At 59.8% G+C, this 13843-nt stretch carries 14 protein-coding genes; 8 read left to right on the top strand and 6 right to left on the bottom strand.

What is annotated here, in order from left to right; genetic code table 11:
- Positions 1-185 precede the first annotated feature (185 nt).
- Positions 186-401 carry a hypothetical protein gene (locus HBH25_RS21770; RefSeq protein WP_168086039.1) on the bottom strand — a complete coding sequence of 72 codons (216 nt, stop codon included), beginning with the start codon at positions 399-401 and terminating at the stop codon, positions 186-188.
- Between the two features lie 296 nt (positions 402-697).
- Here HBH25_RS21770 and brnQ point away from each other — a divergent pair, with 296 nt between their 5' ends.
- Positions 698-2014, top strand: coding sequence for a branched-chain amino acid transport system II carrier protein (gene brnQ, locus HBH25_RS21765; protein ID WP_168086038.1), 1317 nt, complete (start codon positions 698-700; stop codon positions 2012-2014).
- Between the two features lie 93 nt (positions 2015-2107).
- Complete coding sequence (locus tag HBH25_RS21760) at positions 2108-3082, top strand: hypothetical protein (RefSeq protein WP_168086037.1); 975 nt, start codon at positions 2108-2110, stop codon at positions 3080-3082.
- A gap of 54 nt (positions 3083-3136) precedes the next feature.
- On the opposite strand, the gene HBH25_RS21755 is transcribed toward HBH25_RS21760, so the two are convergent.
- The gene (locus tag HBH25_RS21755; protein WP_168086036.1) at positions 3137-3406 is read right to left on the bottom strand and encodes a hypothetical protein; all 270 of its coding nucleotides are present in this window, start codon (positions 3404-3406) and stop codon (positions 3137-3139) included.
- A gap of 207 nt (positions 3407-3613) precedes the next feature.
- Here HBH25_RS21755 and htpG point away from each other — a divergent pair, with 207 nt between their 5' ends.
- Complete coding sequence (htpG, locus tag HBH25_RS21750) at positions 3614-5521, top strand: molecular chaperone HtpG (RefSeq protein ID WP_168086034.1); 1908 nt, start codon at positions 3614-3616, stop codon at positions 5519-5521.
- A 75-nt stretch (positions 5522-5596) separates the two neighbouring features.
- A complete protein-coding gene (locus HBH25_RS21745; RefSeq protein WP_168086033.1) occupies positions 5597-6331 on the top strand; it encodes a dienelactone hydrolase family protein in 735 nt (244 codons plus the stop codon).
- Here the strand turns inward: HBH25_RS21745 and HBH25_RS21740 are convergent.
- From HBH25_RS21740 to HBH25_RS21725, 4 genes are all read right to left on the bottom strand, one after another.
- Positions 6328-7206 carry a pirin family protein gene (locus HBH25_RS21740; protein WP_168086031.1) on the bottom strand — a complete coding sequence of 293 codons (879 nt, stop codon included), beginning with the start codon at positions 7204-7206 and terminating at the stop codon, positions 6328-6330. The genes HBH25_RS21745 and HBH25_RS21740 overlap by 4 nt on opposite strands.
- A gap of 150 nt (positions 7207-7356) precedes the next feature.
- On the bottom strand, positions 7357-8577 hold the full coding sequence (gene fabB / locus HBH25_RS21735) for a beta-ketoacyl-ACP synthase I (protein ID WP_168086030.1): 1221 nt from the start codon (positions 8575-8577) through the stop codon (positions 7357-7359).
- 11 nt (positions 8578-8588) lie between these two features.
- A complete protein-coding gene (gene fabA / locus HBH25_RS21730) occupies positions 8589-9104 on the bottom strand; it encodes a 3-hydroxyacyl-[acyl-carrier-protein] dehydratase FabA (protein WP_168086029.1) in 516 nt (171 codons plus the stop codon).
- A gap of 252 nt (positions 9105-9356) precedes the next feature.
- Positions 9357-11261 (bottom strand): response regulator, encoded by a 1905-nt coding sequence (locus tag HBH25_RS21725; RefSeq protein ID WP_168086028.1) that lies wholly within the window; start codon positions 11259-11261, stop codon positions 9357-9359.
- Positions 11262-11487: 226 nt separating this feature from the next.
- Between HBH25_RS21725 and HBH25_RS21720 the strand changes: the two genes are divergently transcribed.
- Genes HBH25_RS21720 through HBH25_RS21705 form a run of 4 tightly spaced genes read left to right on the top strand, consistent with a single transcriptional unit; the run spans position 11488 to position 13831 of the window.
- A complete protein-coding gene (locus HBH25_RS21720; protein ID WP_168086026.1) occupies positions 11488-12513 on the top strand; it encodes an NAD(P)H-dependent glycerol-3-phosphate dehydrogenase in 1026 nt (341 codons plus the stop codon).
- Positions 12514-12523: 10 nt separating this feature from the next.
- A complete protein-coding gene (locus tag HBH25_RS21715; RefSeq protein ID WP_168086025.1) occupies positions 12524-12907 on the top strand; it encodes a DUF4389 domain-containing protein in 384 nt (127 codons plus the stop codon).
- Positions 12904-13374: a phosphohistidine phosphatase SixA gene (gene sixA, locus HBH25_RS21710; protein WP_168086023.1), complete on the top strand. Its 471-nt coding sequence runs from the start codon at positions 12904-12906 to the stop codon at positions 13372-13374. The genes HBH25_RS21715 and sixA overlap by 4 nt, the downstream gene beginning before the upstream one ends.
- Before the next feature lie 13 nt (positions 13375-13387).
- The gene (locus tag HBH25_RS21705; RefSeq protein WP_168086021.1) at positions 13388-13831 is read left to right on the top strand and encodes a hotdog fold thioesterase; all 444 of its coding nucleotides are present in this window, start codon (positions 13388-13390) and stop codon (positions 13829-13831) included.
- Positions 13832-13843 lie beyond the last annotated feature (12 nt).

Genomic DNA, 13843 nt, shown 5'->3' with positions numbered 1-13843 from the left:
GAAGAGATCGCCGAGGTCGAGCAGTTGCTGCTGAATGGGCATAAAAAATCCGATACCAGTGGGCTGGTATCGGATTTTCTAGAAACCCCGGCTTGGACTCAAATGCTTAAGTGAACAGCATTACGGCCTAAGCTGGGGCTTTACATAAGTGCGTATGCCATGGAGGCGCTTGAGCTAAGCCGCCTTTAGGGAATGCGAGTGATCTCTACACCGCTCTGCACCAGCATGAACCGGTCGTCACCCAAGTGATTCACTCGGTCACCAATGGCTAGCTTGTAAGTCAGCAGGGGTTCTTGAACAGTGCCGTCAGGCAGCACCGTTGCGTTCTGGAAGGCATGTACTGGGTACACCCGCCCTTCAGCGTCCCGTGCGTGAAACCGGTCCACTATTTCTGCTGCCATGGTTACATCCTCCAAACGGTGCGGCGCAAGTATCTGAGATCATAGACCTTCATTTCGCCGTCTAGTTTACATCTGGTAAAAATTTACGGGCTTCATGTACTGCCCAACGGCGGGGCGCTGGTCGCGCGCCTGCCCTGAACGGGTGCATTCCCAAGCCTTATTCGCTATCCTGCGCTCCTTTCCGGCAACCCCACAAGGGTTGTTCGAATATGCCTGCCGAACCCGGTGGCTTCTTTTCCCGCAACCCAGGGAATATTCCTCCTTTATTCGTTCGCCTGCAGCATGGTCCCGTAAACATGAAAGTGCTTAAAGGCCAGGACATCCTGGCGCTTGGTTTTATGACATTCGCGCTGTTCGTCGGCGCTGGCAATATCATCTTCCCCCCAATCGTTGGCCTGCAATCAGGGCCGGACGTGTGGCTGGCCGCTATTGGTTTCCTGATTACTGCGGTCGGCCTGCCCGTGCTAACCGTGGTAGCCCTGGCCAAGGTAGGCGGAAGCATCGATGCCTTGAGCAGCCCGCTTGGGCGTGCTGCAGGCATGTTGCTCGCCGTTGTGTGCTACCTGGCCGTTGGGCCGCTGTTCGCTACCCCGCGAACTGCTACGGTGTCTTTCACCGTGGGCCTGGCGCCCCTCACCGGCGATGGCCCGATGCCGCTGCTGGTCTACAGCGTGGTCTATTTCGCCGTAGTCGCCCTGGTGTCTTTGTATCCCGGCCGGCTGCTGGACACCGTCGGGCGTTTCCTGGCGCCTTTGAAAATCCTGGCCCTGGCAGCACTGGGCGTTGCCGCTTTCCTGTCGCCGGCAGGGCCAGTGGGTGATGCCACCGCGGAGTACCAGGCCGCGCCGTTTTCCCTAGGCTTCATCAATGGCTACCTCACCATGGATACCTTGGGTGCACTGGTGTTCGGCATCGTGATCGTAAACGCCATTCGCTCACGGGGGATCGAATCCCCACGCCTGGTGACCCGTTATGCGGTAATCGCCGGCCTGATTGCAGGGGTTGGCCTGGTGCTTGTGTATGTCAGCCTGTTCCGCCTTGGGGCAGGCAGCCACGTTATCGCCTCCGGTGCAGGCAATGGCGCACAGGTATTGCATGCCTATGTGCAGCACACCTTTGGCGATACGGGCAGCGTGTTCCTGGCGGTGCTTATTTCACTGGCCTGCCTGGTGACTGCTGTGGGCCTTACCTGCGCCTGTGCAGAATATTTCAGCGGCTTGCTGCCGTGGTCCTACCGCACGTTGGTGCTGATACTCGCCGCGTTTTCGCTGCTAGTGTCCAACCTGGGGCTCACTAAGCTGATTGCGGTCTCGATTCCTATTCTTACCGCCATCTACCCGCCCTGCATCGTACTGGTTGCCCTGAGCTTTGCGCAAAGCCTATGGCGCTCGCCCAAGGCGGTGGTGGCACCTGTAACCCTGGTGGCGCTGCTGTTCGGCTGCATTGATGCGTTCAAAGCCACACCCTGGGCGCAGCACCTGCCGGCGGCACTGGCCGACCTGCCCTTGAGCCAGCAGAACCTGGCCTGGTTGATACCCTCTGTGGTTGCTCTGGGCATTGCAGTGTTCTGCGATCGCCTGATGGCGGGCCAAGAGGCGCGCTCGCGGGGCTGATCGTCAAGGGCTTTGTGTTGTAAAAGGCCTTACTGGCCGCAGTCGCCAATGCTAGGCTGCTGCGGCCAGTTGGCCTATACATCAGTGAGCCCTATGAACGACGCAATAGGTGGTTACTTCGAGCTGGAAACGCCTTTTCGAGGCCAGCTCTACCCCTCGGCCCTAGGCTACAACAGCGCACGCTATGCGTTCGAAGCCCTGTTGGGGGAAGGTGGTGTGCGGCGTGTGTACATCCCTTGGTACACCTGCGGCACCATGGTCGATGCCGCACAGCGTAGCGGCGTAGGTATTGAGCGCTATTGCTTGGATGAGCACCTGGAACCTGTCGGCCTGCCGGAGTTGGGCGAAGCCGAGCGCCTGCTGTATGTCAATTATTTTGGGTACAAGGCAGGCTTCATTGAGCAGGAGCTGTTGCCGCGTTTCCCAGGAAGGCTCATTGCTGACCACGCTCAGGCCCTGTTCTCCAAGCCCCATACTGGCGTTCCTACCCTCTATTCACCGCGCAAATTCCTGGGCGTACCTGATGGCGGGTGGTTGCTCAACGCGCCCGCAGGTTTGCAGCCATTGCCCTCCACGCCAAGCAAAGGGCGTTTTGCAGCGTTGCTGGGGCGGCTCGAAGATGGCCCCGAGGCGTGGTATGCGGCCTATGCGCAGGTAGAGGCGGGCATTCGTGAACAAGGGGCGCAGGGCATGTCGTCGCTAACAGCACGGTGGCTGGGCAGCATTGATTACGCCACTACCGCACAACGTCGATCAGCGAACCTGGCGCAGGTGCACAGCGCACTGAAGGGTTTGAATCAGTTTGAGGTGCCGGTACACGCTGGGCTGGCGCCCATGTGTTACCCGATGCTGCTGGAGCAGGGCGAGCAGGCAGATCGCGTACGCAGCGAGCTGGCACGCCAGCGCATCTACTTGGCGACATACTGGAAGGATGTGTTGGAGGCGGGCGGTAAGTGTGAGGTAGCCAGGGCATGGGCCCGGTGCATGTTGCCGTTGCCCATCGACCAGCGATATGGCCCGGAGCACATGGTGCGGTTGGTCACCGCGGTGGAGCAGACATTGAGTTGAACCTGGCCCCTGTATAGCGCAGGGAGCCAGGTCGCAGGGCAGGCCGGGTACTAATTATTGTTTTGGAGCAGCTTCCGGAGCTGGCGCATTGCCGTTGGCCGGGGTGCTTTCCTGCATGGCTTTCTTCTGGGCTTCAGCAGCGTCAGCGTTGGCCTTGGCGTTTTCCTTAGCTGCGTCGTTGGCATGGTCTTGAGCTTTGTTCATTTGCTCTTGAGCATTTTCTTTATGGTCTTGAGCGTCTTTAGCTTTGTCCGAAGCGTTGTCGCAAGCGGCCAGGCCCAAGGTTGCAGCCAGCATGAGGGCGTAAGCGAAAGTCTTTTGCATGGGGTGTTTCTCCTTATGGATGATCATCACGTGGCTTCGAGCGCAGCGGGCTTCGTTAAGTTCAAACCTTTGCACCCTGCATGTTCTGCTAAGGCCCAGGCCTTGAAACCCATGGCCCCCATCCCCATCTGTTGCTCATCCCGCCCTTAAGCCGGGCCGTCCGTGCCGCCTTCGCGGCTTGTGCCAACCAGCATTGGAGTTAGATCGATGAGTGTGGAAACTCAAAAGGAAACCCTGGGCTTCCAGACCGAGGTGAAGCAGCTGTTACACCTCATGATTCATTCGCTGTACTCGAACAAGGAGATTTTCCTTCGCGAATTGATCTCCAACGCGTCGGACGCGGTGGACAAGCTGCGTTTCGAGGCACTGGCAAAGCCTGAGCTTCTGGAAGGCGGCGCCGAGCTGAAAATTCGTGTGACCTTCGATAAGGACGCGAACACGGTCACGATCGATGACAACGGCATCGGTATGAGCCGTGAGGATGTGATCGCGCACCTGGGCACGATTGCGAAGTCCGGCACAGCCGACTTCATGAAGAACCTGACGGGTGACCAGAAGAAAGATTCGCACCTGATTGGCCAGTTCGGCGTGGGCTTCTATTCGGCCTTCATCGTCGCCGACCAAGTGGACGTCTTCAGCCGCCGTGCAGGTGCGCCCGCCAGCGAGGGCGTGCATTGGTCTTCGCGAGGTGAAGGTGACTTCGAAGTGGCCAATGTGGAGAAGGCCGAGCGCGGCACGCGCATTGTGTTGCATTTGAAGGCCGACGAAGCTGAGTTTGCTGACGGCTGGCGCCTGCGCAATGTGATCAAGAAATATTCCGATCACATTGCCCTACCGATCGAATTGCCCAAGGAGGAAGTGGCCGCCGAAGGCGAAGAAGCGCCGGCAGAGCCTGCCTGGGAAACGGTCAACCGCGCCAGCGCCCTGTGGACCCGCCCACGTACCGAGATCAAGGACGAGGAATACCAGGAGTTCTACAAGCACATCGGTCACGATTTCGAGAACCCGCTGAGCTGGAGCCATAACAAGGTTGAAGGCAAGCTGGAGTACAACTCGCTGTTGTACGTCCCGGCGCGTGCACCGTTCGACCTGTACCACCGTGAAGCCCCGCGCGGCTTGAAGCTGTATGTGCAGCGCGTGTTTATCATGGACCAGGCCGAGTCCTTCCTGCCGCTGTACCTGCGTTTCATCAAAGGGGTCGTGGATTCCAACGACCTGTCGCTGAACGTCTCCCGCGAAATTCTGCAGAAAGACCCCATCATCGACTCGATGAAAACGGCCCTTACCAAGCGTGTACTGGACATGCTTGAAAAGCTCGCGAAAAACGAGCCGGAGCAGTACAAGGGCTTCTGGAAGAACTTTGGCCAGGTGCTCAAGGAAGGCCCGGCTGAAGACTTCGCCAACAAGGAAAAAATCGCAGGCCTGCTGCGCTTCTCGTCTACCCATGATGACAGTGGCGAGCAAAGCGTTTCCCTGGCCGACTACCTGGCACGCGCCAAGGAAGGGCAGAGCAAGGTCTATTACCTTACCGGTGACAGCTACGCACAGGTCAAAAACAGCCCGCACCTGGAAGTCTTCCGCAAAAAAGGCATTGAAGTGCTGTTGCTGACCGACCGGATCGACGAGTGGCTGATGAGCTACCTCACCGAGTTCGACGGCAAAACCCTCACCGACGTGGCCCGTGGCGACCTGGATCTGGGTACGCTGGACAGCGAAGAAGACAAGCAGGCCCAAGAGGCCGTTGCCAAGGACAAAGAAGGGTTGGTCGAGCGCCTGAAGGCTGCGCTGGGAGACAGCGTGAGTGAGGTGCGGGTATCCCACCGCCTGACGGATTCGCCCGCTATCCTGGCCATTGGTGAGCATGACATGGGCCTGCAGATGCGTCAGATCCTCGAAGCCAGCGGCCAGAAGGTGCCAGATACCAAGCCGATCTTCGAGTTCAACCCGGCGCACCCGCTGCTGGACAAGCTGGATCACGAGCAGGACGAAGATCGCTTTGCGGACTTTTCCCATATCCTGTTTGACCAGGCCGCGTTGGCGGCAGGGGACAGCCTGAAAGATCCAGCGGCCTACGTCCGACGCTTGAACAAGCTGCTGATTGAGTTGTCAGCTTAACGCTTGCGCAGGTAAAGCCCGCCTTGCCCTCTGGTTTGGCGGGCTTCTTTTTTTGGGGATATCCAGGAGCACTTCATGAGCACCATTACTGTTGAGTCGTTGAGCTACGACATAGATGGCACTGCCTTCGAAAGCCGGCTAGTGTTTGATGCAGACATCAAGTCGTCACGCCCAGGCCTGGTCATGGCCCCTAACTGGATGGGTGTTTCCGCCGGTGCCGAGCGCATTGCTCAGGCGGTAGCTTCCCAAGGCTACGTGGTATTGCTGGCTGACCTGTATGGGCAGGCTGTACGCCCGCAGAACGCTGATGGAGCCCTGGCTGCCATGATGCCGATCAAGAACGACCGCGGCCTGTTGCGCACCCGCATGCAAGCGGCCTTGGCCGAACTGACCTCCCAGAGCCTAGCCTCTGTGGACAGTGCCAACCTGGGCAGCTTCGGGTTCTGCTTCGGTGGCTGCTGTGCACTGGACCTGGCCCGTGATGGTGCGCCGCTCAAGGCAGCCGTATCCTTCCATGGCACCCTGGACACTCCGAACCCGGCCGATGCCAACAATATCAAGGGTGCAGTACTGGCCATGCACGGCGATGCCGATCCGCTGGTGCCCTCTGAGCAGTTGCCAGCGTTTATCGAAGAAATGAACGCTGCCAAGGTCGATTGGCAGCTGATCAGCTACGGTGGCGCCTACCATTCGTTCACAGACCCTGAGGCCAACACCCCAGGCAAGCAGATGTACGATAAAAAAGTCTCTGACCGCGCGTTCCAGACCATGTACAACCTGTTCGCCGAAGTGTTCAAGCCAGCGCTTTAATCGCGCTTCGCCGGGCCAGGTAATTCAACTCGCCCGGCTTCCCCTGGCACTTCTGGCCAATCGCCCACTGCCCACTGGGCGCGGGCGCGTTCAATGAGTGCGGGGTCGCTGGCCACGAAATTCCAGTTCATGCGCCGTGCCCCATCCAGTGCCTCACCACCCGCCAGTATTAGCCGGCCCCCGTGGGTTGTGCTCAGGCTCGATTCAACGCCTTCCTGCATCACTGCCAACGTATGCGTTTGCAGCCTATCTGCCCCCAGCCGGGCATCCCCTTCCAGCAGGAAAACGGCACGTTCACTGTGTTCGTCCGGGATCAGCAGCGTGCTACCTGGTTGCATCTCGACGATGGCATAGAGGGTGGGGCTGTGAACCGGTACGGGTGATATCAGCCGAAACCCGTGCCCGGCTATCACAGTGATCTGCACCCCCTGTTCGGTTTTGGAGGGCAGCTCATCCGCTTCGAAGTAGTGGTAAGTGGGGGCATCCTGTTCCTTGGGCTTGGGCATGGCGAGCCATACTTGCAGGCCATGCAGGCGGCTTCCAGCGCCCCGCAGGTCATCGGGCGTGCGTTCGATATGGGCAATGCCATTGCCAGCCGTCATCCAGCTCACATCGCCTGGGCGCACACGCTCCTCGGAACCCAGGCTGTCCTTGTGCAGCAGTTCACCCTCGAACAGGTAGGTGAGTGTGGAAAGGCCTATGTGAGGGTGTTGGTGAATGTTGATGCCCTGCCCAGGCGGGTAGTCATGGGGCAGGATGTAATCGAAGAAGACAAAGGGGCCAACGCTGCGGCACCCTGGGGAAGGTAGCGGGCGCAGAATAGGCTGGCCTCCAACGTTTTCCTGCCGGGGGGTAATCACCTGGGCGATGGCCATGGGAAGCTCCGATAAAGAAGAAAACCCAGTGTACCTCCAATTGATTAGGCTTACGGCCCCTGGCCTAGGCTGCTAGTGATCAGGCCCTAAAACAACGAACCCCCGCCGAAGCGAGGGCCCATTTGCAGCTTGCAGCTTGCAGCTTGCGCCTTACTTACCTTCCCAGCGCTTAAGCACCAAGGTGGCATTGGTGCCGCCAAAGCCGAAGCTGTTGCTCATCACCGTGTTGAGCTGCACGTTCTCGCGCGTCTCACGCAGGATAGGCATGTCGGCCACCTCAGGGTCCAGCTCGTCGATGTTGGCAGAACCGGCAATGAAGTTGCCTTCCATCATCAGCATGCAGTAGATCGCCTCGTGAACGCCTGCAGCACCGAGGGAGTGCCCCGACAGGCTCTTCGTAGAGCTGATGGCAGGCGCCTTGTCCTTGAAGACTTCACGCACACCACGGATTTCCGCCACATCCCCAACCGGCGTGGACGTGCCGTGGGTATTGAGGTAGTCGATCGGCGTGTCGACGGTGGCCAGGGCCTGCTGCATGCAGCGGATGGCACCTTCACCACTTGGCGCAACCATGTCGTAGCCATCGGACGTGGCGCCATAGCCTACAACTTCGGCGTAGATCTTCGCGCCGCGGGCCAAGGCATGCTCCAGTTCTTCGACTACGACCATGCCGCCACCGCCAGCGATGACGAAACCGTCACGCTTTGCATCGTATGCGCGGGAGGCTTTTTCAGGGGTGTCATTGTATTGAGACGACAATGCGCCCATAGCGTCGAACAGGAACGACTGGCTCCAGTGTTCTTCCTCGCCGCCCCCCGCGAATACGACGTCCTGCTTGCCCAGTTGGATCTGCTCCATGGCCGCACCGATGCAGTGCGCACTGGTGGCGCACGCGGATGCAATGGAATAGTTCAGGCCCTTGATCTTGAAGGGCGTCGCAAGGCAGGCAGACACCGTGCTGCTCATGGTGCGGGTAACGCGGTACGGCCCTACACGTTTCACGCCCTTCTCGCGAAGGATGTCCAAGGCTTCCATCTGGTTGAGGGTTGAAGCTCCACCAGAACCGGCAATCAGGCCGGTGCGCGGGTTGGACACCTGGTCTTCGGACAGGCCGGAGTCTTTAATGGCCTGCTGCATGGCCAGGTAGGCATAGGCAGCGGCGTGGCCTACGAAGCGGAACACCTTGCGGTCGATCAGCTCTTCAAGGTTGAGGTCTACCGAGCCGGAAACATGGCTGCGCAGTCCCATTTCGGCGTATTCCGGGTTGAAGCGGATGCCGGGACGGTTTGCGCGCAGGTTGGCGGAAACGGTGTCTTTGTCATTGCCCAGGCATGAAACGATGCCTAGACCCGTGATAACGACGCGGCGCATGCAAATAACCCTTAGAAGTTGTCAGTGGACGTGAAAACGCCGACCCGAAGGCCTTCGGCGGTATAGATCTCGCGACCGTCGACGCTGACCGAACCATCTGCGATGGCCAGGTTCAGCTTGCCCTTGAGGACGCGCTTGATATGAATGTTGTAGGTCACCTGCTTGGCGGTAGGCAGTACCTGGCCAAAGAATTTGACCTCGCCTGAACCCAGCGCGCGCCCGCGCCCTGGCAAGCCTTGCCAGCCCAGGAAGAAACCGACCAGCTGCCACATGGCATCCAGGCCCAGGCAACCGGGCATGACCGGATCCCCTTCGAAATGGCACGCGAAGAACCACAGGTCAGGGTTGATATCCAGCTCAGCGACCAATTCACCCTTGCCGTATTTGCCGCCTTCCTCGCTGATGTGGACGATGCGGTCTACCATCAGCATGTTAGGGGCGGGCAATTGCGCGTTACCTGGGCCGAACAGCTCGCCGCGACTGCAGCGCAGCAGGTCTTCCCGAGTAAAGGCGTGTTGTTTGGTCATGCGAGCTCCTCAGTGGTCCCTGCCTTGGCAGGGGGCAAATCATCCCGGCCGGCAAAAAAGGGCAGGTTCCCAGGCCGGCAGCCTAGTCATAGACTAATGCGTCGTGGTTAAAGTCACAGGGCGGCAAAAGGGTTGCCCGCCGCCCGTTTGGTAATATGTGGCCTGGCGCACGCTGGATTGAAAGGCGCGTGCCGCAAGCCGCCGCACTGTAACACCGTTGCCTGCTGCTGGGCAGGCTTGGCCTGCCGTCGCTCATGCCAGCCATTGCTGCAGCAACTGCTGCAGGTCGGTGCGTTTGAACGGCTTGGCAAGGTAGTCATCCATGCCGGCTTCCAGGCATGCCTCTCGATCACCCAGCAAGGCGTTGGCCGTCAAGGCAATGATGGGCAGGCCATGGCGCTCTGGCAAGCGACGAATGCGCCGAGTACTTTCGTAGCCATCCACCACCGGCAGCCGGCAGTCCATCAAAACGGCATCGAAGCGCTGTGCCCGGACACTGTCCACCGCCTGTGCGCCATCGGCAACGACACTCACTTCATAGCCCAGGCTTCTGAGCATGGCTTCGATGACCGTCTGGTTGACAGGGTTGTCCTCAACCAGCAAAACGTGATGGTTCTGACCATTGGCGGCGTCGTTGGTTCGGGATGCGGGGGCTGGCTTTTCCTTGGCCCGCACCGGTGTCTGGCTCAACGCTAGCGGCATTTCAAGTGCAAATATTGAACCCTGCCCGCCATTGCTGCTGGCACGCAAGGTTCCACCCATGCGTTCGGCCAGGTTGCGTGCGATCGGCAAGCCCAGGCCGGTACCGCCATAGCGCCTTGAGATGGAGCTGTCAGCTTGCTGGAAGGCCACGAACATGCGTTCGATTTCTTCGGGATCGATACCAATGCCAGTATCGATCACCTTGCAACTGAGCCATATCAACCGCTCGTCCAGCACCTGGCAGCGGGCTTGGATGCGTATGCTGCCGTGTTCGGTGAATTTCAGGGCATTGCCGATCAGGTTGACCAGCACTTGGCGAATGCGGGTAGGGTCCCCAGACACCTCCCATGCAGCGAAGCCCGGGTCGGCGTCAAGTGTGAGCGCCAGCCCACTTTGTTGGGCGCTGTGCTGGAAAGAGTGGACGCACTCTGTAAACAGCTCAGCCAGGTTGAAGGGTATGTGTTCCAGTTCCAGGCCTGTGCGCTCGATACGGGAAAAATCGAGAATGTCATTGATCACTTTGAGCAAATGTTCAGTGGACTGCGTGGCCAGCGCGGCATATTCATGCTGCTCGTCGTTGAGCCGGGTGGTTTCCAGCAACTGGAGCATGCCTAGAACGCCATTCATAGGCGTGCGCAGTTCATGGCTCATCATGGCCAGGAACTCTGTCTTGGCATTGTTCGCCCGCTCGGCCTCCTCGCGTGTCTGAATCAACTGCTGCATGGCCTCGCGTTGCTCGCGGCTGGCTTGTTCAAGCCCCTGGGCCAGGTCGTTGATATGCTGCGCCAGTGCGCCCAGCTCACTGTTGACTTCTACAGGGAGCGTGGCCTTGAAGTCGCCCTGGCGAATGGCTTTTACCGCAGCCCCCATGTCTCGAATCGGCTGAGAGAGCCCGCGAGAAAGGCGCCGTGCCAGCAGAAAGGTCACGACTAGCGTAAACAGCGCCAGCACCCCTGCCTTGAGCAGAATCTCTTGCTGGCGCTGGTTGAATACATCATCGGACATGCCCACAACCACCCGGCCCAGGTAGTCGTCCGTATGCAGGGTTGAAGCATCGTGTGCAGCGTCGTCAGCGCCCAGGTAGCGCTGAAGGCGAATGGGCGCCTGAAATACCTGGGCCGGCCGTGTGGACGTGCGGCCGTCCGAGCGTTGCTCCAGGTACATCAGGACGCTGTCGTCACGCCCCTGTATCTCCAGGAAGCGCACGTGAGGGTTATTCAACGTCGCACGCAGCAACCCATCGAGCACCTCGGTCTTGCCCGAAAGCACACCGTACTCGGCCGCAGGGGCCAGTTGGTTGGCAATCAGTTGGCCGGTATGCGTCATTTCCTGACGCAGGTCCTGGATCCGTACAAAGGTAAAGAAGAAAATGAGCAGCAGCGTCAACAGCAGGGCAGGGCCCAGGCTGATGAGTTGCGTCCTGGCGTGAATGTCCCCCGTCCATCGGAGGTTCACTGGCAAGAATACTCGGCGGCGGCGTGCGGCATGCTGATCGCTTTTTAATGGCATCACAGGGAAGCGGGCATATTACGCGGGATCTGGAACATTTCCAGAACTGCCAGCTATCTTGCAGGTATCGGGCGATAATCGGTGTTGCCAGATCAGTCATCCCAGGGCTGGCCCTGACACCGGCGCTCCGTATAATGAACGCCTGCTTATTAAGGTTCCAATGGAAGGTCTTATGTCTGAACAGCAACCGATCGCCGTACTCGGTGGCGGCAGCTTTGGCACCGCAGTGGCGAACCTGCTAGGTGAAAATGGCCACAGGGTATGGCAGTGGATGCGCGATCCGGTGCAAGCCGAGGCCATGCGAACCCGACGGGAAAACCCTCGCTACCTCAAGGGCGTGCCGTTGCACCCGCTGGTAGAGCCAGTCACCGACCTGGCTCAGGTGCTAGCGGGCACTGAACTGCTGTTCGTTGCCCTGCCTTCCAGCGCACTGCGCACAGTGCTGGCGCCCCATGCGCCTGTGCTGGCCGGCAAAATGCTGGTGAGCCTCACCAAAGGCATCGAAGCGGGCACCTTCAAGCTGATGAGCGAAATTCTTGAGGAAATCGTACCCCAGGCACGGCTGGGGGTGATCTCGGGCCCTAACCTGGCGCGTGAAATCGCCGAACACGAATTGACGGCCACGGTTGTGGCCAGTGCTGATGAGGCGTTGTGCTCGGCCGTGCAGCACGCGCTTCACGGTCGCCGCTTCCGGGTGTACGCCAGCAGCGACCGTTTTGGTGTCGAGTTGGGCGGTGCGTTGAAAAACGTCTATGCCATTATTGCAGGCCTGGCCGCGGCGCTGAACATGGGTGAAAACACTCGCAGCATGCTCATTACACGCGCGCTGGCAGAAATGACGCGGTTCGCCGTAAGCCAGGGCGCGAACCCTATGACGTTCCTGGGGCTGGCTGGGGTAGGGGACCTGATTGTGACCTGCTCGTCTCCCAAGAGCCGAAACTATCAAGTGGGCTTTGCCCTTGGGCAAGGCTTGAGCCTGGACGAAGCCGTGACGCGTCTGGGCGAGGTGGCAGAGGGCGTGAATACGCTCAAGGTGCTCAAGGCTCGGGCCGCGCAGCTGAGTGTCTATATGCCCCTTGTCGCCGGGTTGCATGCCATTCTGTTTGAAGGGCGCACCCTTGAGCAGGTCATCGAGCTGTTGATGGCTGGCGAACCCAAGACAGATGTGGATTTCATCCCCACCACCGGCTTCATTTGAGGAACCCGTCATGAACACTCCGCCTCGCTTCAGCCCGGATCAGGAATCCATCGTGCTGCGCATCCTCTGGATGCTGCTGTTCGCCCTGGTCTGGTACATCGCGCAGTTCATACTGGGCGCGCTGGTATTGCTGCAGTTGATATGTCGCCTGGTTTATGGGGCACCCAATGCTGCGCTCATGAGCTTCGGCGACAGCCTCAGCCGCTACCTGGCACAGATTGGCCAGTTCGGTAGCTTTCATACCGAAACCAAGCCCTGGCCGTTTTCGAGCTGGCCCTCGTCCGGCCCTTTAGGGGGCCGCCCTGAGGCGGCCGAGCCACCTGTTGCACCGGCCGCTGTTACCCCAGCCCCTGGCCCGACAGGTACGGCCCGTGAGCAGGAACCGCCGGTATGAGCCAAGGCACTACCACCGTATGGATACTGCGCCATGGGGAAGCGGCCAATACAGCGCCTGATTCGGCCCGCGCCCTGACTAAAGGTGGGCGAGAGCAGGTGCTACGCAGCGCTGCGCACCTGGCGGGGGAGCCGGTTCAGCGAATACTGGCAAGCCCCTATACCCGCGCACAACAAACGGCCCAACTGGTGCAAGCCACTCTGGAAGTACCCGCAGAGCTGCACACGGTAAGCTGGCTCACCCCTGACAGTGATCCGGATGACGTAATCACTGAGCTGAACCGGTTGGGGTTGGGCAACGTACTGCTGGTCAGCCACCAGCCGCTGGTAGGCATGCTGCTGGGGTTGCTGGACAGGGGAGAGCGCGTGTCACCTTATGCCATGGGCACTGCCAGCCTGGCACGCTTTGAGGGCGCCGCGCCGCTTGCCGGGCTCATGACGCTGCGCAGCCTGCAGCACAGCCACTGAAGGAGAGTACCCAATGAGCCTGTGGCATACCGCGCCGGACCTTGCAGCCATCAATGCCCGCCAGAAAGGGAGCATCGGCGAACTGCTGGATATTCGTTTCGAAGCGTTCGGCGACGACTTCATTACCGCCAGCATGGCTGTGGATTCCCGTACGCACCAGCCGTTCGGGTTGCTCCACGGAGGCGCCTCTGTGGTCCTGGCTGAGAGTGTAGGCTCCACGGCCAGCGTGCTGTGCCTTGACCCGGCACGTTTTTATTGTGTGGGGCTGGAGGTGAATGCCAACCACTTGCGGGGTGTACGCAACGGGCGGGTGACCGCCACAGCACGGCCGGTTCACATAGGGCGCAGCACCCATGTATGGGATATTCGCCTGGTAGACGACCAAGGCAAGCCCAGTTGCATTTCCCGGCTCACCGTTGCGGTGATGCCACTGGGGCAGGAACCACCCAAGGCCTGAGCCGTTTACCAA

Origin of the sequence: Pseudomonas quercus, from assembly GCF_012033695.1 — a bacterium.
Classification (GTDB): domain Bacteria; phylum Pseudomonadota; class Gammaproteobacteria; order Pseudomonadales; family Pseudomonadaceae; genus Aquipseudomonas; species Aquipseudomonas quercus.
The sequence above is the reverse complement of the archived record's forward strand: the minus strand, read 5'-3'. Positions and strand labels throughout refer to the sequence as shown.

Bases quoted from the DNA above. Each gene is read 5' to 3' on its own strand.
- HBH25_RS21715 (WP_168086025.1), top strand. From the start codon at position 12,524: ATGAACACTCCGCCTCGCTTCAGCCCGGATCAGGAATCCATCGTGCTG.
- HBH25_RS21745 (WP_168086033.1), top strand. From the start codon at position 5,597: ATGAGCACCATTACTGTTGAGTCGTTGAGCTACGACATAGATGGCACT.
- sixA (WP_168086023.1), top strand. From the start codon at position 12,904: ATGAGCCAAGGCACTACCACCGTATGGATACTGCGCCATGGGGAAGCG.
- fabB (WP_168086030.1), bottom strand. From the start codon at position 8,577: ATGCGCCGCGTCGTTATCACGGGTCTAGGCATCGTTTCATGCCTGGGC.
- HBH25_RS21740 (WP_168086031.1), bottom strand. From the start codon at position 7,206: ATGGCCATCGCCCAGGTGATTACCCCCCGGCAGGAAAACGTTGGAGGC.
- HBH25_RS21770 (WP_168086039.1), bottom strand. From the start codon at position 401: ATGGCAGCAGAAATAGTGGACCGGTTTCACGCACGGGACGCTGAAGGG.
- brnQ (WP_168086038.1), top strand. From the start codon at position 698: ATGAAAGTGCTTAAAGGCCAGGACATCCTGGCGCTTGGTTTTATGACA.
- HBH25_RS21705 (WP_168086021.1), top strand. From the start codon at position 13,388: ATGAGCCTGTGGCATACCGCGCCGGACCTTGCAGCCATCAATGCCCGC.
- htpG (WP_168086034.1), top strand. From the start codon at position 3,614: ATGAGTGTGGAAACTCAAAAGGAAACCCTGGGCTTCCAGACCGAGGTG.
- HBH25_RS21720 (WP_168086026.1), top strand. From the start codon at position 11,488: ATGTCTGAACAGCAACCGATCGCCGTACTCGGTGGCGGCAGCTTTGGC.
- fabA (WP_168086029.1), bottom strand. From the start codon at position 9,104: ATGACCAAACAACACGCCTTTACTCGGGAAGACCTGCTGCGCTGCAGT.
- HBH25_RS21755 (WP_168086036.1), bottom strand. From the start codon at position 3,406: ATGCAAAAGACTTTCGCTTACGCCCTCATGCTGGCTGCAACCTTGGGC.
- HBH25_RS21760 (WP_168086037.1), top strand. From the start codon at position 2,108: ATGAACGACGCAATAGGTGGTTACTTCGAGCTGGAAACGCCTTTTCGA.